Source organism: Pseudomonas sp. 1D4, from assembly GCF_001728925.1.
In the GTDB taxonomy this organism is placed as follows: Bacteria; Pseudomonadota; Gammaproteobacteria; order Pseudomonadales; family Pseudomonadaceae; genus Metapseudomonas; species Metapseudomonas otitidis.
The window spans coordinates 21,679-44,393 of record NZ_LXJQ01000001.1; the positions used below are offsets into that span (position 1 = coordinate 21,679).

Annotated in this window: 18 protein-coding genes and 1 pseudogene; 8 read left to right on the top strand and 11 right to left on the bottom strand. The window is 69.3% G+C overall.

Annotated features, from left to right (window positions below; genetic code table 11):
* The first annotated feature begins 75 nt into the window (after positions 1 to 75).
* The 3 genes and pseudogenes from A7D27_RS00105 to A7D27_RS00115 all read left to right on the top strand — a co-directional run bounded on the left by A7D27_RS00105 (position 76) and on the right by A7D27_RS00115 (position 6,099).
* A complete protein-coding gene (locus A7D27_RS00105; RefSeq protein WP_069559230.1) occupies positions 76 to 1,455 on the top strand; it encodes a nucleobase:cation symporter-2 family protein in 1,380 nt (459 codons plus the stop codon).
* A gap of 37 nt (positions 1,456 to 1,492) precedes the next feature.
* Positions 1,493 to 1,956: pseudogene (locus A7D27_RS00110) on the top strand (metallophosphoesterase family protein).
* A gap of 54 nt (positions 1,957 to 2,010) precedes the next feature.
* Positions 2,011 to 6,099 carry a DEAD/DEAH box helicase gene (locus A7D27_RS00115; protein ID WP_069563768.1) on the top strand — a complete coding sequence of 1,363 codons (4,089 nt, stop codon included), beginning with the start codon at positions 2,011 to 2,013 and terminating at the stop codon, positions 6,097 to 6,099.
* A gap of 6 nt (positions 6,100 to 6,105) precedes the next feature.
* On the opposite strand, the gene A7D27_RS00120 is transcribed toward A7D27_RS00115, so the two are convergent.
* Positions 6,106 to 6,618, bottom strand: a complete 513-nt coding sequence (locus A7D27_RS00120) for a dihydrofolate reductase (RefSeq protein WP_139134033.1) — start codon at positions 6,616 to 6,618, stop codon at positions 6,106 to 6,108.
* Positions 6,619 to 6,777: 159 nt separating this feature from the next.
* Between A7D27_RS00120 and A7D27_RS00125 the strand changes: the two genes are divergently transcribed.
* The 3 genes from A7D27_RS00125 (at position 6,778) to A7D27_RS00135 (ending at position 10,776) form a co-directional block, all read left to right on the top strand.
* Positions 6,778 to 7,929 (top strand): glycerophosphodiester phosphodiesterase, encoded by a 1,152-nt coding sequence (locus A7D27_RS00125; RefSeq protein WP_069563769.1) that lies wholly within the window; start codon positions 6,778 to 6,780, stop codon positions 7,927 to 7,929.
* A 95-nt stretch (positions 7,930 to 8,024) separates the two neighbouring features.
* A complete protein-coding gene (locus tag A7D27_RS00130; RefSeq protein WP_069563770.1) occupies positions 8,025 to 9,413 on the top strand; it encodes a DUF2868 domain-containing protein in 1,389 nt (462 codons plus the stop codon).
* Positions 9,406 to 10,776, top strand: coding sequence for a GTPase/DUF3482 domain-containing protein (locus tag A7D27_RS00135; protein WP_069563771.1), 1,371 nt, complete (start codon positions 9,406 to 9,408; stop codon positions 10,774 to 10,776). Before A7D27_RS00130 ends, A7D27_RS00135 begins: the two co-directional genes overlap by 8 nt.
* An 18-nt stretch (positions 10,777 to 10,794) precedes the next feature.
* Here the strand turns inward: A7D27_RS00135 and A7D27_RS00140 are convergent, their stop codons facing one another.
* From A7D27_RS00140 to A7D27_RS00155, 4 genes are read right to left on the bottom strand one after another with little or no spacing between them, the layout of a single operon-like run.
* The gene (locus A7D27_RS00140) at positions 10,795 to 11,793 is read right to left on the bottom strand and encodes a ribonuclease T(2) (protein ID WP_069559430.1); all 999 of its coding nucleotides are present in this window, start codon (positions 11,791 to 11,793) and stop codon (positions 10,795 to 10,797) included.
* Between the two features lie 51 nt (positions 11,794 to 11,844).
* Positions 11,845 to 12,639, bottom strand: coding sequence for a thymidylate synthase (locus A7D27_RS00145; RefSeq protein WP_069563772.1), 795 nt, complete (start codon positions 12,637 to 12,639; stop codon positions 11,845 to 11,847).
* Positions 12,636 to 13,439: a prolipoprotein diacylglyceryl transferase gene (gene lgt, locus A7D27_RS00150; protein WP_069559432.1), complete on the bottom strand. Its 804-nt coding sequence runs from the start codon at positions 13,437 to 13,439 to the stop codon at positions 12,636 to 12,638. The genes A7D27_RS00145 and lgt overlap by 4 nt, the downstream gene beginning before the upstream one ends.
* Positions 13,440 to 13,448: 9 nt before the next feature.
* Entirely contained in the window at positions 13,449 to 14,231 is a 783-nt protein-coding gene (locus tag A7D27_RS00155; protein WP_069563773.1) for a sulfite exporter TauE/SafE family protein, read from the bottom strand.
* A gap of 162 nt (positions 14,232 to 14,393) precedes the next feature.
* Here A7D27_RS00155 and A7D27_RS00160 point away from each other — a divergent pair, with 162 nt between their 5' ends.
* Entirely contained in the window at positions 14,394 to 15,149 is a 756-nt protein-coding gene (locus A7D27_RS00160; RefSeq protein WP_069559434.1) for an NRDE family protein, read from the top strand.
* A 101-nt stretch (positions 15,150 to 15,250) separates the two neighbouring features.
* On the opposite strand, the gene ptsP is transcribed toward A7D27_RS00160, so the two are convergent.
* Positions 15,251 to 17,530: a phosphoenolpyruvate--protein phosphotransferase gene (ptsP, locus tag A7D27_RS00165; RefSeq protein ID WP_069559435.1), complete on the bottom strand. Its 2,280-nt coding sequence runs from the start codon at positions 17,528 to 17,530 to the stop codon at positions 15,251 to 15,253.
* Between the two features lie 22 nt (positions 17,531 to 17,552).
* Complete coding sequence (locus A7D27_RS00170; protein ID WP_044402295.1) at positions 17,553 to 18,032, bottom strand: RNA pyrophosphohydrolase; 480 nt, start codon at positions 18,030 to 18,032, stop codon at positions 17,553 to 17,555.
* Positions 18,033 to 18,176: 144 nt separating this feature from the next.
* Here A7D27_RS00170 and A7D27_RS00175 point away from each other — a divergent pair, with 144 nt between their 5' ends.
* Positions 18,177 to 18,830, top strand: coding sequence for an HAD family phosphatase (locus A7D27_RS00175; RefSeq protein WP_069559436.1), 654 nt, complete (start codon positions 18,177 to 18,179; stop codon positions 18,828 to 18,830).
* 27 nt (positions 18,831 to 18,857) lie between these two features.
* Here A7D27_RS00175 and A7D27_RS00180 read toward each other — a convergent pair whose 3' ends face one another.
* From A7D27_RS00180 to ilvA, 4 genes are read right to left on the bottom strand one after another with little or no spacing between them, the layout of a single operon-like run.
* Positions 18,858 to 19,325 (bottom strand): DUF2269 domain-containing protein, encoded by a 468-nt coding sequence (locus A7D27_RS00180; RefSeq protein ID WP_069559437.1) that lies wholly within the window; start codon positions 19,323 to 19,325, stop codon positions 18,858 to 18,860.
* Complete coding sequence (locus tag A7D27_RS00185; protein ID WP_069559438.1) at positions 19,322 to 20,605, bottom strand: DoxX-like family protein; 1,284 nt, start codon at positions 20,603 to 20,605, stop codon at positions 19,322 to 19,324. Before A7D27_RS00185 ends, A7D27_RS00180 begins: the two co-directional genes overlap by 4 nt.
* Position 20,606: 1 nt before the next feature.
* Complete coding sequence (locus tag A7D27_RS00190) at positions 20,607 to 21,047, bottom strand: DUF2269 family protein (RefSeq protein ID WP_069559439.1); 441 nt, start codon at positions 21,045 to 21,047, stop codon at positions 20,607 to 20,609.
* Between the two features lie 53 nt (positions 21,048 to 21,100).
* Positions 21,101 to 22,615, bottom strand: a complete 1,515-nt coding sequence (gene ilvA / locus A7D27_RS00195; protein ID WP_069563774.1) for a threonine ammonia-lyase, biosynthetic — start codon at positions 22,613 to 22,615, stop codon at positions 21,101 to 21,103.
* Between the last annotated feature and the right edge of the window lie 100 nt (positions 22,616 to 22,715).

Genomic DNA, 22,715 nt, shown 5'->3' on the forward strand with positions numbered 1-22,715 from the left:
AAACACCCGCCGAGCGCCCCTCGCCGCCCTCGACCATTCAGGTAGAATCGCCGCTTTTTCGCCGGCCGCCCCACCATGACCTCACTGGAAAACCCCTCCGCCCCCGAGTCCCGCAACGAACTGGTCTACGGCCTGGAGGACAAGCCGCGCCCGCTGGCAGCGATCCTGGCCGCCCTGCAGCACCTGCTGGCGATCATCGTCCCCATCGTCACCCCCGGCCTGCTGATCTGCCAGGCGCTGGGCGTGTCGGCCCGCGACACCAACCTGATCGTCTCCATGTCCCTGGTGGTCTCCGGCATCGCCACCTACGTGCAGTGCCGCCGCTTCGGCCCCTTCGGCGCCGGGCTGCTGATCGTCCAGGGCACCAGCTTCAACTTCGTCGGCCCGCTGATCGCCGGCGGCGCGCTGATGGTCAAGCAGGGCACCCCGGTGGAAGCGGTGATGGCGGCGATCTTTGGCGTGGTCATGGCCGGCGCCTTCATCGAGATGGGCGTGTCGCGCATCCTGCCGTTCATCAAGCGCCTGATCAGCCCCCTGGTGACCGGCATCGTGGTGCTGATGATCGGCCTCACCCTGATCAAGGTCGGCCTCATCAGCATGGGCGGCGGCTTCGGCGCCATGGCCAACGGCACCTTCGCCAACGGCGAGAACCTGCTGCTCTCCGGCACCGTGCTGGCGGTGATCCTGGTGCTCAACCGCATCCCGGTGGTGTGGATGCGCAGCTGCGCCATCGTCATCGCCCTGCTGGTGGGCTACGCCCTGGCCGGCGCCCTGGGCCGCCTGGACTTCAGCGGCATGCACGAGGCGCCGCTGGTCCAGGTGCCGACCCCGCTGCACTTCGGCCTGGGCTTCTCCTGGTCGCTGTTCGTGCCGATGCTGGTCATCTACCTGGTGACCTCCCTGGAAGCCATCGGCGACGTCACCGCCACCAGCAAGGTCTCCCGCCAACCGGTGGAAGGCCCGCTGTGGATGCAGCGGATCAAGGGCGGCGTGCTGGTCAACGGCGCCAACTCCCTGCTGGCCGGCGTGCTCAACACCTTCCCCAGCTCGGTGTTCGCCCAGAACAACGGGGTGATCCAGCTCACCGGCATCGCCAGCCGCCACATCGGCGGCTGGATCGCCCTGATGCTGATCCTGCTGGGCCTGTTCCCGGCCGTGGCCGGCGTGCTCCAGGCCATGCCCGAACCGGTGCTCGGCGGCGCCGTGATGGTGATGTTCGGCGCCGTGGCCGCCTCGGGCATCAACATCCTCGCCGGCATCGAGCTGGACCGCCGCGCCCTGCTGATCATCGCCGTGTCCCTGGCCCTGGGCCTGGGCGTGTCCCAGGTGCCGGAGTTCCTCGCCCACATGCCGGCAGCGGTGCGCAACGTGCTGGAGTCCGGGGTGGCTACCGGCGGCCTGTGCGCCCTGGTACTGAACTGGTTCCTGCCGGAAACCCCGCGCCACGCCGCGTGAGGCAGAATGGGCCTCGTTTCCCCACGAGGCCCCTTCCATGACCCTGCGCATCGGCCTGATCGCCGACACCCACGGCCTGCTGAGGCCCCAGGCCCTGGCGGCGCTGGAAGGCTGCGACCACATTCTCCACGCCGGTGACATCGGCAAGCCCGAGATCCTCGACGCCCTGCGCCAGCTCGCGCCCCTCAGCGTGGTGCGCGGCAACAACGACACCCAGGACTGGGCCCAGGCCATTCCCCACGACCTCAGCCTGCAGTTGAGGGGCGCCCACCTCTACCTGGTCCACGACCAGGCCGATATCCCCGCCGACCTCGCCACGCGCGGCGTCGACGCCATCGTCACCGCCACTCCCACAAGCCGCTGATCACCCAGCGTGACGGCATCCTCCACATCAACCCGGGCAGCGCCGGGCCCCGGCGCTTCAAGCTGCCGGTCTCGATGGGTGTGCTGTGGGTGGAAAACGGCAGGGTACGGGGCGAATTGCAAACCCTTGATCCCTGAGGCCTGGGCTCGGGCAAAATAGGCCCCTTCATACCGCGACCGATAAGACGCCCCATGAAGCCTGCTACGCCACTGGACAACCTGCCCGCCACCGCCCGGGCGATTCTCTACCAACTGGCACTGTGCGCCGAAGGCCGAGGCCGGACCGCCCTGCACAAGCACCTGCAGCAGTGCCCGTTCGCCCGCACCGCATCCCGGGCCATCTCGATCGAAGAGGTGGACAACTGGCTGACTACCCTGGAGCGAGCTTGCTGGCTGACGCATGAGCAGGCGAAGCGCGGCTGGACCTACCGGCTCCCACCCGATCAACGCAACACCGTGCTCCTGCACCTGTTCAACGCGCCTGAAGGGCCCCTGTGCCTCAACCTCACCCGGCGCTACCTGACCACACTGGGCACCTGGAACGCACCGGGGCCGGAGCTCATCCTGCAGGGGCTGTGGTGCTTCCTGCTCGACGGCGACCTCAAGGAACTCCAGCGCTGCATCAATCGCTACGCGCCGCGCACCCATGCCTCCGAATCGCTGCGCGAGCACCCGACCTTTCAACTGCTGGAAACCGACGAAGCAGGCACGCAACTCTTCCAGCAGTTGCCCGCAGCGATCCAGTGCTGCCTGCTGACCCACTACCTGCGCAACGCCAACCGGGTACTGGCCCCGGCCACGAAGGCCTATGAACAGGGCCTGGCACTGATCGACCGGCAGTACGACGACGACCTGGCCCTGGAGCTGCTGCTGCAGGCCTTCTGGCGAGGTGACTGGCCCCGCCTGGAAGCCCTCAGCCACCCTTCGTTCACTGTCTTCGGACAGGTCATCATCCACAGCGTCAGAGGCGAAGCCGGCGAGGCGCTGAACCACCTGGAAGCCTGGCGCGCCCAGCTGCGCAAACAGACGGGCCAACGCAACCCGGTGTGGGCCCCCGTGCTCAACAGCCTCTACACCCTCGCGCTGATCGGGGCCTACGAGCCCTCCCGGCGCCACGCACTCAAGCAGGCGCTGACCCAGGGGGAGAGGGAGCATCGCGGTTATGCCTACCCGGTCCTCGAGATGTTCCACGAACGACTGCAAGGCGCAGCCAGCAGAAAAACCAGGGGCTACCTGCCCTCGACGCTCAACGGCCTGGACGGTCTGATGCTGGCCCTCGGGCACTACTGGCTGGACAGCAACGACACCCCAGCCTGGCAGCGTGAGTTGAACGCCTACTGCCAATCCCTGGTCGATGCGGGCTACAGCTGGCTGGCGGCCGAGTTCGATGCGCTGCTGGAAAAGCAGTTCGGCCAACCGCGCCAACTCGCCCAGGTACACCAGGCGGCCGGTTTGCGCCCGCTGGTGCAACTGCACCAGCGCCAGGAACCCTGGCAACTGGCGTTGCAGGCACTGCGTTTGCTGAAAGCACCTGCCACCCAGGAACAGGCCGCGCCCCGGGCGACGCGCCTGGCCTGGCTGGTCAGCCTGGGGAGTTACTACGATCAGGTCGAGCCCAGGGAGCAGAAGCGCAACGCCAAAGGCCAGTGGAGCAAAGGGCGGGTCGTTGCCCTGCAGCGCCTGGTGAACGAGCGAGGCAGCCTGGATTTCCTCAATGAGCAGGACCGCCAGGCCATCAGCCGCATCCAGGTCATCAGCCAGTACTCCGGCTATGAGCGCTACGAACTGCCGATACACGAAGCACTGCCTGCCCTGGTCGGCCATCCGGCGCTGTACTGGGCCAACCAGCCCGACCTGCGCTTTGACCTGGTCCTGGGCCAGGTCGCCCTGCACCTCGAGGAAGCGAACGGCCGACTCCGCTTGCACCTCAGCCCCGGGGACGTGGATGCCCATGAGCGCATCGTGATCGTCGAAGAGTCGCCGACCCGGGTGGTCATCTACCCCACTGATCCGGACATCCGCCAGCTCGCGTCCATCGTCGGCATGGGGCTCGAGATGCCGCTATCGGCCAAGCAGGAGCTGCTGGAGGTTGCCAGCACCCTCGCTCCGCTGCTGCCGATCCACTCCGACCTGCCGGAGCTGGCAACGCAGGTCCCGACGGTCGACGCGGATGGCACCCTCCATGCCCACTTGGTGCCTCTGGAGCAGGGCCTGCGCCTGCAGTTGCTGGTACGCCCCCTGGCCGAAGGCAACTGGCTGCGGCCCGGCCAGGGCAGCGCCTACCTGCTGGGTGAGCAGGCTGGGCAGCCCGTGCAGGCCCGGCGCGACCTCGATGCCGAACGCCAGGCCCTGCAGCAGGTGCTCGACAGTTGCCCCGGGCTGGCCCTGGGCGACACGGAAGGTCATGAGTGGCGCCTGGCCGACCCGCAGGACGCCCTGCAGGTCCTCGGTGAGCTGAAGGCCCTGGAGGGACAGGGGCTGCGCTGCGTCTGGCCCGAAGGCGGGCAGATCCACCACCGGGGGCGTGCCGGTTTCGGGCAGTTGCGCCTGGGCCTCAAGCAACAGGGCAACTGGCTGCGCCTGCAGGGCGAACTCCGCCTGGACGACGGCAAGGTCCTGGAGCTGCGCAAGCTGCTCGATCTGCTCAAGGATGCTCCGGGACGCTTCGTGCACCTGGGTGAGCGCGATTGGCTGGCGCTGGACGATCGCCTGCGCAGGCAACTGGACGAGCTGCGGCACCAGGCCGAACGGCTCGGGGAGAACGACCTGCTGCTCTCCCCCCTCAGCGCCCCCCTGCTGGAAGCACTGGCCGGGCAGGTCGAGGACTTCAAGACCGACCGCCACTGGCAGGGCCACCTGGATCGGCTCGCCAGCATGCGTGCGCACCAGCCGCAGGTTCCCAGGACCCTGCTGACGCAACTGCGTGAGTACCAGCACGAGGGCTTCTGCTGGCTCTCCCGCCTGGCGCACTGGGGCGTAGGGGCCTGCCTGGCCGACGACATGGGCCTGGGCAAGACGGTGCAGTTGCTCGCGCTGCTGCTGGAGCGCGCCGGGCAGGGGCCGCAACTGGTGGTCGCGCCCACCTCGGTCACCCTCAACTGGCAGGCCGAATGCGCGCGCTTCGCCCCCAGCCTGAAGGTTCGCCTCTATCACGAGGATCGCCGCCTGGAGGCCCTGGGGCCCCGCGACCTGGTGATCGTCAGCTACGGCCTGCTGCAGCAGGACAGCGAGGCCTTCGCCGCCCAGCACTGGACCAGCGCGGTGCTGGACGAAGCGCAAGCCATCAAGAATGCCCAGACCAAGCGCTCCCAGGCGGCCATGGCCCTGCAGGCCGACTTCCGCGCGGTCGCCACCGGCACCCCGCTGGAGAACCACCTGGGCGAGCTGTGGAACCTGTTCCGCTTCATCAACCCCGGCCTGCTGGGCAGCCAGGAGAGCTTCGACGCACGCTTCGCCACCCCCATCGAGCGCGGCGACGTCTCCGCCCGGCGCGCCTTGCGCAAGCTGATCCAGCCCTTCCTGCTGCGCCGCCTCAAGAGCCAGGTACTGGAAGAGCTGCCACCGCGCACCGAGATCACCTACCGCGTGCCGCTGTCCACGGAAGAGACCCACCTCTACGAAGCCCTGCGCCAACAGGCACTGAGCAACCTCGAAACCCCGGAGGGCGGTAGCGCCAACCCGGTGCAGATGCTCGCCGAGATCACCCGCCTGCGGCGCTTCTGCTGCCACCCGTCGCTGTCGGTGCCGGGCAGCACGCTGGAGGGCAGCAAGCTGCAGGCCTTCGCCGAGATCACCGAGGAGCTGCTGGCCAGCGGTCACCGCGCCCTGGTGTTCAGCCAGTTCGTCGACCACCTGCAGATCGTGCGCCGCTGGGTCGAGCACAACGGCATTGCCTACCAGTACCTGGATGGCGCCACACCGGCGAAGGAGCGCCGCTCCCGCGTCGAGGCATTCCAAGCCGGGCAGGGTGACCTCTTCCTCATCAGCCTCAAGGCCGGGGGCAGCGGCCTCAACCTGACGGCAGCCGACTACGTGATCCACCTCGACCCCTGGTGGAACCCGGCCGTGGAGGACCAGGCCAGCGACCGTGCCCACCGCATGGGGCAGCAGCGGCCCGTCACGGTCTACCGGCTGGTGGCGGAACACACCATCGAGGAGCAGATCGTCGCGCTGCACCAAAGGAAGCGCGACCTGGCGGACAACCTGCTGGAGGGCGGCGAGATGAGCGCCCGGCTGGATGCCGAAGCGCTGCTCAGGTTGTTGCGAGGCGAATCGGCGTAAGGCGGCTCAGCGCCGCTCCCACACCTGGAAGGCGTATGCAGGGGTGGTGTCGCTGACGGGGTACTCGATGCTGGAGGCCAGGTGCCAGTCGGCGGCGGGCACCTCGGGGAAGAAGGCATCGCCTTCCGGCTCCAGCTCCACCTGGGTCAGGTACAGGCGGTCGCCATGGGCCAGACCCTGGGCGTAGAGCTGGGCGCCGCCGATCAGCATCACTTCCTCGGCGTCCTCCTCGCGGGCCCACACCTCGGCGCGGGCCACGGCCTCTTCCAGGCTGGGGAACACCTCGGCGCCCTCCAGTTGCAGGCCGGCCTGGCGGCTGACCACCAGGTTCAGGCGCCCCGGCAGCGGGCGGCCCAGGGAGTCCCAGGTCTTGCGGCCCATGATGATGGGCTTGCCCAGGGTCAGGGCCTTGAAGTGCTTGAGGTCCGCCGGCAGGTGCCAGGGCAGTTGGTTGTCGCGGCCGATGACCCGGTTGCGGGCCTGGGCGGCGATGAGGGCGAGGGGGAGGGTCTTTTTCATGGCGGCGAGAATACCAGAGGCCATGGCCACCGCCAGCCGGCCTTTCCTTCTGTCGCCGCCAACGGCATCACGCCCGGCAACACATGCCCGGGCGGCGCACGACAAACCGTCATCTATCCTGCCGCAGGCTTGCGCTTCCCTACCGCAAGGAGACGCCCCATGGCATCCACCCCGACCCTGCGGCATTGGCTGGCGGCCTGCAGCCTGACGTTGCCCCTCTGCACCTTCGCCGCACCGGACCCGGTGCAATCCGCCCTCGACTGGGCCACCCGGCAGCCCCAGGCCAGTCGCGCCCCGGCGCGCGCCCAGGGCCAGCCCCTGGTGATCGGCCATCGCGGCGCCAGCGGCTACGTGCCGGAACACACCCTGGCGTCCTACGCCCTGGCCGCCCTGCAAGGCGCCGACTACGTGGAGCCGGACCTGGTGATGACCCGCGACGGCCACCTGGTGGCCCGCCACGACAACGAGCTGGGCCTGACCACCGACGTCAGCCGCCACCCCGAGTTCGCCGACCGCAAGCGCACCCAGAGCGTCGACGGCGTGCCGCTCACCGGCTGGTTCAGCGAGGATTTCACCCTGGCCGAGCTGAAGACCCTGCGCGCCATCGAGCGCATCCCCCAGGTGCGCCCCGGCAATGCGCGGCTGGACGGCACCTTCGAGATCCCCACCCTGCAGGAGATCATCGACCTGGTGAAGAGCCTGCAGCTCAGCCAGCAGCGCCGCATCGGCCTGTACATCGAGACCAAGCACCCCACCCACTTCCAGCAGCTTGGCCTGGCCATGGAGAAACCGCTGTTGCGCACCCTGCAGCGCAACGGCTACACCGACCGCCGTGCGCCGGTGTACATCCAGTCCTTCGAGGTGGACAACCTGCAGCGCATCGCCCGGCAGAGCAGCCTGCGCCTGGTGCAGCTTTACGGCAGCGACCAGCCCTACGACCAGCAGGTGCTGGGCACCGGCCTGACCTACGCACGGATGGCCAGCCCCGACGGCCTGCGCGCCGTCGCCCGCTACGCCGCTGGGGTCGGGCCGGAGAAGGGATACATCCTCCCCCGCGACAGCGCCGGCAACCTCGGCCAGCCCACCCGCTTCGTCGCCGACGCCCATGCGGCGGGCCTCAAGGTGCACCCCTACACCTTCCGCGCGGAAAACGCCTTCCTCCCAACCAACCTGCGCAACGGTGCCGACCCGCAGGTGCGCGGCGACATCAAGGCGGAGATCAACGCCTTCCTCGACGCCGGCATCGACGGGCTGTTCATCGACCAGCCGGACGTCGCCGTGCAGGTCCGCGACGCGCGCGCGACGCCTTAACGCACACGCGGGCGGGCGGTCCGCTGGCCGCCCGCTGCACCACCCCAGGCATCAGCGGTTATGCTTCTGCCTCGTCCCATGGGAAGAGAAGCCGCGTGACCGACTCCGCGAACCCCACCCTCACCGATCTGCAACGCCTCTGGCTCACCGAAGCGGTCCGCCTGCGCGAAGAGCACGCCGGCCCGCTGGAGGACAGCGAAGCCAACCGCCGTGCCAACGCCGGCGGGGGCGACCTCGCCCAGCGCATCCAGGCCCGCGCGCTGTTCCTCGCCCAGCGCGACGGCCAGCTCGGCGCCCTCATCCACTGGCTGCAAGGCGCCCGCCTGGCAGCCTGGGCCCTGGTGCTGCTGGCCCTGGCCAGCGGCGCCACCCTGGCGGCAGCGGCCCTGGGCGACGGGCAGCGCCCGGTCAACGTGTTCTGGGCCCTGGGCGGGCTGCTCGGCCTGCACCTGCTGACCCTGCTGGGCTGGAGCCTGGGCCTTCTGGCCGGCGGCCATGCCAGCGCCCTCGGCCGTTTGTGGTGGTGGCTGTGCGCGCGCCTCTCGCGGGATGCGGCAGCCGCCCAACTGGGCCCGGCGCTGCTGGTGATGCTGCAGCGCCGCCGCCTGACACGCTGGGGCCTGGGCGTGCTGGTCCACGGCTTCTGGGCGCTGGTGCTGGGCACCGCGCTGCTGACCCTGCTGGCCCTGCTCTCCACCCGCCGCTACGGCTTCGTCTGGGAAACCACGCTGCTCGGCAGCGACACCTTCGTCGCCCTCACCCAGGGCCTCGGCGCCCTGCCGGCGCTGCTCGGCTTCAGCCTGCCGGACAGCGACACCATCCGCGCCAGCAGCGACATGCTCGCCGACGCCGCGCCCCGCCAGGCCTGGTCCGGCTGGCTGCTGGGGGTCACCCTGGTCTATGGCCTGCTGCCACGCCTGGGCCTGATGTTGTTGTGTCTGTGGCGCTGGAGCCGTGGCCGCGCCGGGCTGGCGGTTGAGCCCGGCCTGCCCGGCTATGCCCTGCTGCGTGAACGCCTCAACCCGGCCAGCCAGCGCCTGGGCGTGGTGGACGCCGACCCCGGCCCCCAGGGGCCGATGAGCGAGGCTGCGCTGCCCTTCGAAGGAGTGGGCGCCCTGCTGGTGGGGATCGAACTGGACGACAGCCGCCCCTGGCCGCCCGCGCTGCCCAAGGGCGTGGGCGACGCCGGGGTGCTGGACAGCCGCGAGCAGCGCCAGCGCCTGCTGGACCAGCTCAGCCGCTTCCCGCCCCAGCGCCTGGCAATCGCCTGCGACCCGCGCCGCTCGCCGGACCGGGGCACCCTGGCGCTGATCGGCGAACTGGCGCGCAGCACTGTCGAGGCACGGGTCTGGCTGCTGCCGGCACCGACCGGCGAGGCACTGGACAGCCGGCGTCTGGATGAGTGGCATCAGGCCCTCGACCGCCAGGGCCTGCGCCACGCCAACAGCGCCCCCTTCCACTGGCTGGAGCATGGCCATGACTGAGCCCCTGCGCCTGGCCGTGGTCGGCCACACCAACGTCGGCAAGACCTCGCTGCTACGCACCCTGCTACGGGATCGCAGCTTCGGCGAGGTCTCCCACCGCCCCAGCACCACCCGCCATGTCGAGGGCGCGCGGCTGTCCGTCGACGGTCAGCCGCTGCTGGAGCTGTACGACACCCCCGGCCTGGAGGACGCCATCGCCCTGCTGGACTACCTGGAGCGCCTGGACCGCCCCGGCGAGCGGTTGGACGGCCCGGCGCGCCTGGTCCGCTTCCTCGACAGCGCCGAGGCGCGCCAGCGTTTCGAGCAGGAAGCCAAGGTGCTGCGCCAGTTGATGGCCTCCGACGCCGGCCTGTACGTCATCGACGCCCGCGAGCCGGTGCTGGCGAAGTACCGCGACGAACTGGCGGTGCTGGCCATGTGCGGCCGGCCGCTGCTGCCGGTGCTGAACTTCGTGGCCGGCCACGATCAGCGCGGCGAGCCGTGGCGCGAGGCCCTGGCCCGGCTGGGCCTGCACGCCCTGGTGCGCTTCGACAGCGTGGCGCCGCCGCTGGACGGCGAGCCGCGCCTCTACGACAGCCTGGCCCTGCTGCTGGAGCGGGGCCGCCCGCAACTGCAGCGGCTGGTGGACGACCAGCAGGCCCAGCGCCGGCTGCGCCGCCAGGCCGGCGAACGCCTGGTGGCCGAGTTGCTGCTGGACGTGGCGGCCTGCCGTCGCAGCGTAGCCACCGAAGCCAGTGCCCTGCTGGCCGCAACCGAAGCCTTGCGCCAGCAGGTGCGCCAGCGCGAGCAGCGTTGCGTGGAAGCCCTGCTGCGGCTGTACGCCTTCAGCCGCGAGGATGCCGCCGCCAGCGACCTGCCGCTGCTGGACGGCCGCTGGGGCGATGACCTGTTCAACCCGGAAACCCTGCGCCAGCTCGGCGTGCGCCTGGGCAGCGGCGTGGCCGCCGGCGCGGCGGCGGGTGCCGGGGTGGACCTGCTGGTGGGTGGGCTGACCCTGGGCGCTGCGGCCGCCATCGGCGCGCTGGCGGGCGGCGCCTGGCAGACGGTCGGGCATTACGGCCAGCGCCTGCTGGGCAAGCTGCGCGGGCACCGCGAGCTGACGGTGGACGACGGCATCCTGCGGCTCTTGGCGCTGCGCCAGATGGAACTGCTGCGGGCACTGGAGTTACGCGGTCATGCGGCGTTCGAGGCGATCCGCGTGGACGCGCCGGCGGACGAACAGTGGCGCCAGGGCAAGTTGCCTGCCGCCCTGGGCAAGGCGCGGGCCCACCCGGAGTGGTCCTCACTGAACCCCGGCGCGGAGCTGGAGCAGGCCGAACGCCAGGCCGAGCTGGAGCGGCTGGCAGCCGAACTGGCCGCTTGAAAGCGTTGGTGCGGGCGGCTAGAGGCCTGGGGCCTCGATGAGGATGCGATCGTCCCGGCAGGCATTGCGGTCACCGGGGCGGCGCTCGGCGAACTGGCCGTCCATCACCCCCACCAGGCTGTCGGCGGGCTTGAGCGCGCGGGGCAGGCTCACCCGCACTTCCTGCAAATAACCACCCTGGGTGCAGACCAGCAGAAAGTTGTTGCCGGCCCGGGGGCTGCCGAACTCGTCGCCGACCTTCTGGTAGAACGCCGCCTGGGAGATGGCGCCGCCGACGTTGCTGGCGATGTACCGGCCGGCGCGAGTGGCATCCAGCTGGCGCACCAGCTCGGCGGCGCGGCGGAAGTAGGCGTTGGCGTCCATGTCGGTCTGGCAGGTGCCGTGCTTCTCCCACTGGTAGCGGCTGAAGTCGTCGCTGTAGCCGACGTTGGGCATCCATGGCCGCAGGGTCGCGCGGGTGCTTTCGTCCAGCATCAGCGCCGGTCCCGCGCAGTGCCCGTAGCGGGTGCCGCAGGCCTGGCGGTTGGGCCAGAGGCCGTGGAGGGTGAGGTGGTTCAGTTGCAGGTCACCGCTGGCCAGGGCGTCGCACTCCGGCTTGCGCCCCTTGTAGGCGACGTGCTCGCAGAAGCCGGGCTGCCAGGTGGCGGCGAGGACGTAGCCGTCATGCTGGCCCGGCACGCTGCAGGCCTCGCCCTGGGCGGCATTCCCGGTGCCCTGGCGGGCGCCAAGGCTGAGGTCTTCCACCTGGCCGCAGCCGACCGGTACCCAGCGCAGCGGCGTGGCGTTGTCCGGCAGGCGCACCCGCAGCCAGTCGTAGTCCCGCTTGTTGACCTCCACCACCCGGTAGCGCTGCCCCGGTTGCAGGGTGGCGCCATCGGGGTTGCTGCGCTTGCGGATCGACTGGTAGGCCTCGCAGTGCTGCGAGGCGACGAAGCCGCCCTGGGCGGGCTCGGCATGGGCGTCGAGGGTCCAGAGGCCGACGAGGCCGATGAGCAGGGCGGCGAGCGGGGCGTTCATGGCGGGCGGTCCTGGGGCAGGCGGGCCGGGGCGGGCGCCCCGGCCGGGGGGTCAGACGGCGACCGGGGCCTTGATGTGCGGGTGGGCCTGGTAGCCGACCAGTTCGAAGTCCTCGAACTTGAAGGCCAGCAGGTCCTTCACCTCGGGGTTGAGCTTCATGGTGGGCAGCGGCAGCGGCTCGCGGGTGAGCTGCAGGTCGGTCTGCTCGATGTGGTTGGCGTACAGGTGGCAGTCGCCGCCGGTCCAGATGAACTCGCCGGGGGCCAGGTCGCAGACCTGAGCCACCATCAGGGTCAGCAGGGCGTAGCTGGCGATGTTGAAGGGCACGCCGAGGAAGATGTCCGCCGAGCGCTGGTACAACTGGCAGCTGAGCTTGCCGTCGGCCACGTAGAACTGGAACAGCGCGTGGCAGGGCGGCAGGGCCATCTGGTCCACCAGGGCCGGGTTCCAGGCGGAGACGATCAGGCGGCGCGAGTCGGGGTTCTTGCGGATCATCTCGATCAGCTTGGTGATCTGGTCGATGGGTTCGCCGTTGGGCGCCGGCCAGTTGCGCCACTGGTAGCCATAGACCGGGCCCAGGTCGCCGTTCTCGTCGGCCCATTCGTCCCAGATGGAGACGCCATTTTCCTTGAGGTAGCGGATGTTGGTGTCGCCCTGCAGGAACCACAGCAGCTCATGGATGATGGACTTCAGGTGGCACTTCTTGGTGGTCACCAGGGGGAAGCCCTCGGCCAGGTCGAAGCGCATCTGGTGGCCGAACACGCTGTAGGTGCCGGTGCCGGTGCGGTCGCTCTTGAAGGTGCCGGTTTCGCGCACCAGGCGCATCAGGTCGAGGTACTGCTTCACGGGGTGACTCCTTGGGCGGCTTCACGGCGGTGCGCCCAGACGATCAGTGCGAGGCCGCCGATGATCATCGGCAGGCAGAGGATCTGGCCCATGGTGAGCCAGCCGAAGGCCAGGTAGCCGAGCTGGGCGTCCGGTACGCGGACGAACTCCACGGCGAAGCGGAAGAGGCCGTAGAACAGCGCGAACATCCCGGAAACCGCCATGGTCGGACGCGGCTTGCGCGAATAGAACCAGAGGATGGCGAACAGCGCGACCCCTTCCAGGGCGAACTGATAGAGCTGCGACGGATGGCGCGGCAGGTGCGCCGGGTCGGTGGGGAAGATCATCGCCCAGGGCACGTCGCTGGCCTTGCCCCACAGCTCGGCGTTGATGAAGTTGCCAATGCGCCCGGCGCCCAGGCCGATGGGCACCAGCGGGGCGATGAAGTCCATGAGCTGGAAGAAGCTCTTGTTGTTGCGCTGGCCGAACCAGAGGGTGGCGAGCATCACGCCGATCAGGCCACCGTGGAAGGACATGCCGCCCTGCCAGACCTTGAGGATCAGCAGCGGCTCGGCCAGGTAGGCCGACAGGTCGTAGAACAGCACGTAGCCCAGGCGCCCGCCGGCGATCACCCCGAGGGCGACCCAGAACACCAGGTCGGAGAGTTTCTCCCTGGTCCAGGTCGGGTCGAAGCGCTCCAGCCGGCGAGAGGCCAGCAACCAGGCACCGCCGATGCCGATCAGGTACATGATCCCGTACCAGTGGATTTTCAGGGGACCGAGGCTGAACGCCACCGGATCGATCTGGGGATAAGCCAGCATCACGACTCCTTAGATCAGAAAACTCAGCCCGACCGAGAACAGCAGCAGGGCGAACAGGCGCTTGAGCAGGCGCGGAGGCAACCGGTGGGCCAGACGCGCGCCCAAACGGGCGAAGAACATGCTGGTGAGGGCGATTCCCACCAGCGCCGGGAGATAGACGAATCCGACACTGTGCGGCGGCAAATGTTCGTGGTTCCAGCCCAGCACCATGAACGACAGGGCGCTGGCGATGGCGATCGGCAGGCCGCAAGCAGAGGAGGTGGCCACCGCCTGCTGCATCGGCACGCTGCGCCAACTGAGGAAGGGCACGGTGAGGGAGCCGCCGCCGATGCCGAAGATCGCCGAGGCCCAGCCGATGAACACACCGGCAAAGGTGAGGCCGGGCTTGCCGGGAACGTCACGGCTGGCCTTGGGCTTGAAGTCGAGGGCCATCTGCAGGGACACCAGGATGGCGAAGCAGCCGATGATCTTCTGCAGCATCGGGCCCTGGATCAGCTTGGCGGTGTAGGCGCCAATGGCGGCACCGAGCAGGATGCCCAGGGTCATCCAGGCGAAGATCGCCCAGCGCACTGCGCCCTTGCGGTGGTGTTCGCGCACGGCGTTGATCGAAGTGAAGATGATGGTCGCCAGGGAGGTGCCCACCGCCAGGTGGGTGAGGACGCTCGGATCGAACCCCTGGGCGGTGAAGCTGAACACCAGCACCGGCACGATGATCATGCCGCCGCCGACGCCGAACAGGCCGGCCAGCACCCCGGCGAAGGCGCCGAGCACCAGGTAGAGCAGGAATTCCAAGCGACACCCCCGGAAGCAAAGCGGCATGGTAACGGAAGGCCGCTTGCCGCTCCAATCAGGGCGACGGTCGTTCCCGCCGCACTGCGCGAATCGTCGGTCTGCTCGACGCCTTTTCCTACAGCCCCTAGACTCGCCCGAGGATCACGGAGAAGGAGTCTCACCATGTGCCTGATCACCTTCGCCTGGCGCCCGGGACACGCCACACCGCTGGTACTGGCCGCCAATCGCGACGAGTTCTACGAGCGTCCGACCCGCGCTCTCGGCGCCTGGCACGACGTGCCGGGCCTGCACGCCGGGCGTGACCTGGAAGCCGGCGGCACCTGGCTCGGCCTGGGGCAGGGCGGGCGCTTCGCGGCGCTGACCAACATCCGCGACCCACGCCATCCGGCCACCGGTCGCTCACGGGGCGAGCTGTGCGTGGGCTTCCTCGGCGGCACGCAAACCCCGGAGGCCTTCATGGCCGAGGCGCACCGTCGCGCGGCGGATTACGCGGGCTTCAACCTGCTGGTGGGGGACGGCCGTGAGCTGTGGTTCCTGCATTCCCGAGGCGCGGGGCCGCGTCGCCTGGAGGCGGGTCTCTACGGGCTGTCCAATGCCGACCTCGACACCCCCTGGCCGAAGGTGCGCAAGACCAAGGCCGCCCTGGCCGAGTGCCTGGATATCGCGCGGCCGGGCGACTTGCTGAACCTCATGCATGATCCGCAACCGGCCTCGGACGCGACCCTGCCGGACACCGGCGTGGGCCTGGAGACCGAGCGCATGCTGTCGCCGGTGTTCATCGCCAGCCGCACCTATGGCACCCGCGCCACGACGGCCCTGATCGTGCGCGAGGACGGCAGCCGCGAAGTGGTGGAACGCGGCTTCGGTCCGTTCGGCAAGCCGCTGGACGACGTGCACCTGAACCTGCGCACGCGCTAGGGCGGCAGGCCGGCGCACAGGCAAACCCGCTCCCGGCGGAGCGAGCGCTGAAGTCGTGGTAGGTCCCCATCCCGGCTCAAGGGAATTGCCGGGGTGGTGGCTCAGGCCTGGATGGTCGCCGCCGGGTTGATCACGCGGCCCAGGCCCAGGTTGCGCAGGGCGAGGTGCAGCGCGCTGTGGATGACTTGGGGGTTGTCGATGCCCATCAACTGGTCAAGGAGCTCGCGGGCCTTGCTCAGGCTGAGCTGACGCAGCAGCCATTTCACCTTGGGCAGGTTGGTGGCGTTCATCGACAGGCTGTCGAAGCCCATGGCCAGCAGCAGCACGGCCGCCGCCGGGTCACCGGCCATCTCGCCGCAGATGCTGACGGGCTTGCCCTCGGCATGGGCGTCGTTGACCACCTTGAGCAGTGCCTGGAGCACGGCGGGATGCAGGTAGTCATAGAGGTCGGCCACGCGCGGGTTGTTGCGGTCTACGGCGAGCAGGTACTGGGTGAGGTCGTTGGAGCCGACCGAGAGGAAGTCCACCTGACGCGCCAGCTCGCGGGTCTGGTACACGGCGGCGGGGATCTCGATCATCACGCCCACCGGCGGCATGGGGATGTCCACGCCCTCGTCGCGAACCTCGCCCCAGGCGCGGTGGATCAGGTGCAGGGACTCTTCAAGCTCCTGCACGCCGGAGATCATCGGCAGGAGGATGCGCAGGTTGTTCAGGCCCTCGCTGGCCTTGAGCATGGCGCGCACCTGCACCAGGAAGATTTCCGGGTGGTCGAGGGTGACGCGGATGCCGCGCCAGCCGAGGAAGGGGTTGCTTTCCTTGATGGGGAAGTAGGAGAGCGCCTTGTCGCCACCGATGTCCAGGGTGCGCATGGTCACCGGCAGCGGATGGAAGGCGGCGAGCTGCTCGCGGTAGATGGCGAGCTGCTCCTTCTCGCTGGGGAAGCGCTCGTTGATCATGAACGGCACTTCGGTGCGGTACAGGCCGACGCCTTCGGCGCCGCGCTCCTGGGCGCGGGTCACGTCGGCCAGCAGGCCGGTGTTGACCCACAGCGGCATGCGGTGGCCGTCGAGGGTCTCGCACGGCAGGCTGCGCAGGGCGTCGAGGCCCTTGACCAACTGGCGCTCCTCCTCGACCACTTCGCCGTACTGCTTGCGCAGTTCCTCGGAGGGGTTGGTGAAGACTTCGCCGTGGTAGCCATCGACGATCAGCTCGATGCCGTCAACCTTGGAATAGGGCAGGTCGACCACGCCCATGACCGTGGGAATCCCCATGGCACGGGCCAGGATGGCGACGTGGGAGTTGCCGGAACCGAGGACGGAGATCAGGCCCACCAGCTTGCCTTCCGGCACTTCGCCGAGCATGGCGGGGGACAGCTCCTCGCTGACCAGGATGGTGTTGTCCTGGTAGACCAGGTTCTGCTTGCGCTCTTCCTGCAGGTAGGCGAGCAGGCGGCGCCCGAGGTCCTTGACGTCGGATGCGCGCTCGCGCAGGTAGGCGTCGTCCATCAGCTCGAAACGCTTGACGTGCTCCATCACCACCTGGCGCAGGGCACCCTGGGCCCACTGGCCGGAGCGGATGACCTTCTTCACCTCCAGGCCGATGGAGGCGTCGTCGAGCATCATCAGGTAGACGTCGAACAACGCCCGCTCCTCGGGGCGCAGCTGGGTGGCCAGCTTGCTCGACAGGCGGCGCATGTCTTCACGCACGGACTCCAGGGCCTGCTTGAAGCGCTCGACCTCGGCCTCGATGTCATCCACCGGGCGGTCGGGCACTACCTCCAGGTCGGCCGGCGGCAGCACCACCACGGCAGTGCCCACGGCAGCGCCCGGCGCACCGGGCACGCCGACAAACTTGGCTTCCTGGATGCCCTTGCCCTGGCGACCCAGGCCACGGATGGAACCGGTGGCCTCGGCATGGGCGATGACGCCCGCGAGCTGGGCGCTCATGGTGACGAGGAAGGCTTCCTCGCCCTCGTCGAACTGGCGGCGCTCCTTCTGCTGCACCACCAGCACGCCCATCACCCGACGGTGGTGGATGATCGGCGCGCCGAGGAAGGAGGCGTAGCGCTCCTCGCCGGTCTCGGCGAAGTAGCGGTAACGGGGGTGGTCGGCGGCGTTCTCGAGGTTCAGCGGTTCTTCGCGGGTGCCCACCAGGCCCACCAGGCCTTCGTTGGGGGCCATGCTGACCTTGCCGATGGAGCGTTTGTTGAGGCCCTCGGTGGCCATCAGCACGAAGCGGTTGGCCTCGGGGTCCAGCAGATACACCGAGCAGACCTGGCTGCCCATGGCCTCCTTCACCCGCTGCACGATGATCGCCAGCGCCGCCTTGAGATCCTTGGCGGCGTTCACTTCCTGGACGATCTTGCGCAGGGTATTGAGCATGGCCGTGTAGCCTTTCTCCGGGTCAGTCTTGCGCCAGCAGGCGCGGGGCGAGTTCCTTGAGGGCGCGACGATAGACTTCTCGCTTGAAGGTCACGACCTGTCCAAGCGGGTACCAGTAGCTGACCCAGCGCCACCCATCGAACTCGGGCTTGCCGGTCAGGTCCATGCGCACCCGGGTCTCATCGGACTTCAGGCGCAACAGGAACCACTTCTGCTTCTGGCCGATGCACAGCGGCTGGCTGTGCGTGCGCACCAGGCGCTGCGGCAGACGATAGCGCAGCCAGCCACGGGTGCATGCCAGGATCTTCACATCCTGCTCTTCGAGGCCGACTTCTTCGTTCAATTCGCGGAACAGCGCCTCTTCGGGCGTTTCTCGTGGGTTGATGCCCCCTTGGGGGAACTGCCAGGCGTCCTGATTGATGCGTCGCGCCCAAAGCACCTGCCCGACATCATTGGCGAGAATGATGCCGACATTGGGGCGGAAACCATCAGGATCGATCACAGCGGACAACCTCGCTTGCGCATGTCGCGGCATTGTTCCACAAAGCCTGTAAACGCGGCAATGCGGGCTTTTCACGCGATGGGCAGCCCCTGGAAAAGGGGTTATCCTGCGCGGCCTTCGGCAGCTTCCAGCAAGGTGATAGACGTGCGCCTGGCCCTTTTCGACCTCGACAACACCCTCCTCGGCGGTGACAGCGACCATGCCTGGGGCGAGTACCTCTGCGAACGCGGCCTGGTGGACGCCTCCACCTACCGGGCACGCAACGACGCCTTCTACCGGGACTACCTGGCCGGCACCCTCGACGTGCAGGCCTACCAGGACTTCTGCCAGGAGATCCTCGGCCGTCACGACCTGGAGCAACTGGCCACCTGGCACCGTGAATTCATGCGCGACCGCATCGAGCCGATCCTGCTGGCCAAGGGCGAGGCGCTGCTGGACGAGCACCGCGCCGCCGGCGACCGCCTGGTGATCATCACCGCCACCAACCGCTTCATCACCGGCCCGATCGCCGAGCGCCTGGGCGTGGACGACCTGCTGGCCACCGAGTGCGAGATGCTGGACGGCCGCTACACCGGCCGCAGCACCGACGTGCCGTGCTTCCGCGAAGGCAAGGTGGTGCGCCTGGAGCGCTGGCTGACGGAGAACGGCCTGAGCCTGGACGACGCCAGCTTCTACAGCGACTCGGTGAACGACATGCCTCTGCTGGAACGGGTCAGCCGCCCAGTGGCCGTCGACCCGGACGACCGCCTGCGTGCCGAGGCCCAGGCCCGTGGCTGGGCGGTGATCTCGCTGCGCTGACCCACGCGGGCCGCGCCCGGCGGCCCGTCAGAGCGGCTTGGCCACCATCAGGAAGAAGATCGCCACGAAGGCGATGAACGCCGGCCAGCCCAGAACGAACCAGATGCGCATATAGAGGAAGGCCCGTTCCGGCAGGGCCTGGCCGCTGGCCAGTGCCTGGGCGGCCATGTCGCGCACACGTATCTGCAACCACACCACCGGCAGCCAGCACAGCCCGGCGAACACGTAGAGCCCCACGCTCCAGAGAATCCAGAACTGGTTCAGCGGCCAGCCCGCCACCTTCGCCAGCGCCAGCCCGCTGAGGGGCTGGAACACCGCCGTGGTGGCGATGAACAGCCAATCGGCGGTGACCAGGTGGCGGAAGGTCACCGCGATCACCTCCAGCCGTTGGCTGCGCCAGGCCCGCAGGGCGTAGTAGGCCGACCCCAGCCCGGTGCCGAACAGCAGGGTGGAGGAGAGGATGTGCAGGGTCTTCAGCAGCAGGTACAGGCTCATCGGGCAGGCGTCCGTGATGGGGGCTCCAGCCACAGCACCCAGAGGGTGGCGACCATGAGCACTAGGTTCTTGCCGACCGCCGCATAGGGGTCGGCCCAGTAGTGGGGCAGCAGCAGGGTGATCAGCAGGGTGTAGAGCAGCATCAGGCCCAGTTGGGCCTGCAAGGCGCGCACGCGCCATCGGCGGACCAGCAGCCCGAGCCCCAGCGCGGCATCCAGCAGCGAACCGCTGACCACCGCCAGGCTCGCCGGCCAACCATTCACGCCCATGTCGGCCATGATGCGCAGCCCCCAGTCGTACCCCGGCCCCAGGCAGACGAAGGCCGTCCCCAGCCAGATCAGCGCCAGCACGGCCAGCATGGCGGGGCGCATCAGGCGGGCGATGACCCGCTCCGGCTGCGGCCAGCCACTGGCCAGGCGCAGGGCCAGGGGCACCGCGCGATAGCCGCAGAGCGCTGCCAGGGCATCCGGCTCGGCGAGGTTGTCGCGCCGCGCCAGGGTCATCAATTGAGGGTCGAGGGCCCGCCAACTGAACCAACGAGCAGCCCGCGCGCCCGGCGCTGCGAGCGCACCGGGCAGGTGCAGCCAGCGGCCGGGGCCGCGCCCCCGCACCTGACGGAGCAGGTCCAGCAGGCCGCCCTGGGTGAGAACGTCGGGGCCCACCAGCGGCACCGCACAGGGCTGTGCCGGCCAGTGGCGGACCAGCGCCAGCACTGCGCCGGCCAGGTCGTCCACATGCACCGGACGGCTGCGCGCGCCGACATCCGGCAGGGGTGCGACGGGCAGGCAGGCCAGGGCTTCCAGCCAGCCGCTGCTGGCGCCGCCTTCACCCAGCACCAGGGACGGGCGCAGCACCACGGCGGGTATGCCGAGGCCGAGCAGGTGCGCATCCGCCCGCGCCTTGCTGGCCAGGAAGGGCACATCCGGGTGATCGCCCGCCCCCAGCGCGGAGAGTTGCAGCACCGCAGCGCCATGGCGGGCCGCGAGGTCGAAGAGGGCCTTGGCCCCATCCGCCTGCAGCCTTTCCAGTCGTGCGGAATCGGGCAGCAGCGCGCCGGCGGCGTTGATCACCAGGTCCACACCCGCCGGCCAGGGGAAGCAGTCGGGGTCACCCGCCAAGCGTTCGAGGTCGAGGGCGCGCCACTCCACGCCCGGGCAGGGAACTCCGCTGCCGGTGCAAGAGGTAGCCACCAGGCTATGGCCCGCGCCGAGGAGAGCGGCCAGCAGGCGCTGGCCGATGAAACCGCTGGCACCGACCAGCAGGATGCGAGTGAACGACAAGTCAGGCCGGCCGCACGAGGATGAGGCCGAGGATCACCAGCAGCAGGATCAGACCCAGGGTGGCATAGCCGAGGCTGAAGCCGAGGAAGCGCCCACGCGGGGTGGCCAGTTCGGCCGGGCCGGCGTGCAGCACCAGCAGGCGGCGACTGGCCAGCAGCCAGGCGATGCCAGCCAGCAGGTAGAGCAGGCTGCTGCCCAGTACCCAGGTCAGGCCCAGGGGAATGCCGCGCTGGTCCAGCACCAGCCAGCCGGACACCGGCGCAGCGAGGCCCAGCAGCAGCAACGCCGGCACCCCGAACAGCGCAGCCTGGCGCGGGCTCGGTGCCCAGCCGCGCAGGGCGCCGTGCCAGGCTCGCAGGACGAACCAGAACAGCAGGAGGGCCACCGCCATCAGCAGGGCGATCGCCAGGCCGTTGAGGCCCAGCAGCAGGTCAGCGTCCATCATCCTTCCTCCAATCGGGCGACGGGCTCAGTGTAGTCGCCCGGTCTGCGGCCTCAGCTGAGGAACAGCCGGTAGGCCGGGTTTTCCGTTTCGTCCCAGTAGGGGTAGCCGATGGCGGCGAGGGCCTCGGGCACCAGGTGGCGCTCCTCCGCCGGCACCTGCAGCCCCGCCACCACGCGGCCGTCGGCGGCGCCGTGGTTGCGGTAGTGGAACAGGGTGATGTTCCAGCGCCCGCCCAGCTTGTCGAGGAAGTTGAACAGCGCACCGGGGCGCTCGGGGAATTCGAAGCGGAAGATCGACTCGCCCTCCACACGGGGCGCGCGCCCCCCCACCATGTGGCGGATGTGCAGCTTGGCCAGCTCGTTGTCGGTCAGGTCCAGCACCGGGAAGCCCTGCTTGCGCAGGCCGTTGACCAGCGCCTCGCGGGGGTCGTTGAGCGGGTGGGTCTGGACGCCGACGAAGATGTGCGCCTCGTCGTCGGTGTTGTAGCGGTAGTTGAACTCGGTGATCTGGCGCTTGCCGATGGCCTCGCAGAACGCCTTGAAGCTGCCCGGCCGCTCGGGGATGGTCACCGCGATAATTGCCTCGCGCTTCTCGCCCAGCTCCGCACGCTCGGCCACATGGCGCAGGCGGTCGAAGTTGATGTTGGCGCCGGAGTCGATGGCTACCAGGGTCTGGCCCTCGATGCCCTCGCGCTCGACGTAACGCTTGATGCCCGCCACGGCCAGGGCGCCAGCGGGCTCGGTGATGGAGCGGGTGTCGTCGTAGATGTCCTTGATCGCCGCGCAGATCTCGTCGGTGCTGACCGTCACCACTTCATCGACGTGATGACGGCAGATGTCGAAGGTGTGCTGGCCGATCTGCGCCACCGCCACACCGTCGGCGAACAGCCCGACCTGGCCCAGCACCACGCGCTCGCCGGCAGCCATGGCGGCCTGCAGGCAGTTGGAATCGTCCGGCTCGACGCCGATCACCTTCACGTCCGGGCGCAGGTACTTCACGTAGGCGGCGATGCCGGCGATCAGGCCGCCGCCGCCCACCGGCACGAAGACGGCATCCAGGCGCCCCGGGTGCTGGCGGAGGATTTCCATCGCCACCGTGCCCTGCCCGGCGATCACATGGGGGTCGTCGTAGGGGTGGATGTAGACGAAGCCCTTCTCCTCCACCAGCTTCAGCGAATAGGCCAGCGCCTCGGGGAAGGCGTCGCCGTGCAGCACCACCTTGCCGCCCCGGGCGCGCACGCCCTGGACCTTCAGCTCGGGGGTGGTGCGCGGCATGACGATGGTGGCTTCGATGCCCAGCTCGCGGGCCGCCAGGGCCAGGCCCTGGGCATGGTTGCCGGCCGAGGCGGTAACCACGCCGCGGGCCAGTTCCTCGGCGGACAGTTGGGCCAGCTTGTTGTAGGCCCCGCGGATCTTGAAGGAGAAGACCGGCTGCAGGTCCTCGCGCTTGAGCAGCACCTGGTTGCCGAGGCGCTCGGTCAGGCGTGGCGCGCGTTGCAGCGGGGTTTCCACCGCGACGTCATAAACGCGCGAGGTGAGGGTCTTCTTGACGTAGTCTTCGAGCATCACGGCTTCACTGGCGGGCGGGGCGGGAGCGGCGAGTCTACCGCAGGCGTCCGTCGACCGACCACACGGGATACGGGGTTTTGCCGTGGCGAGCGGCTAT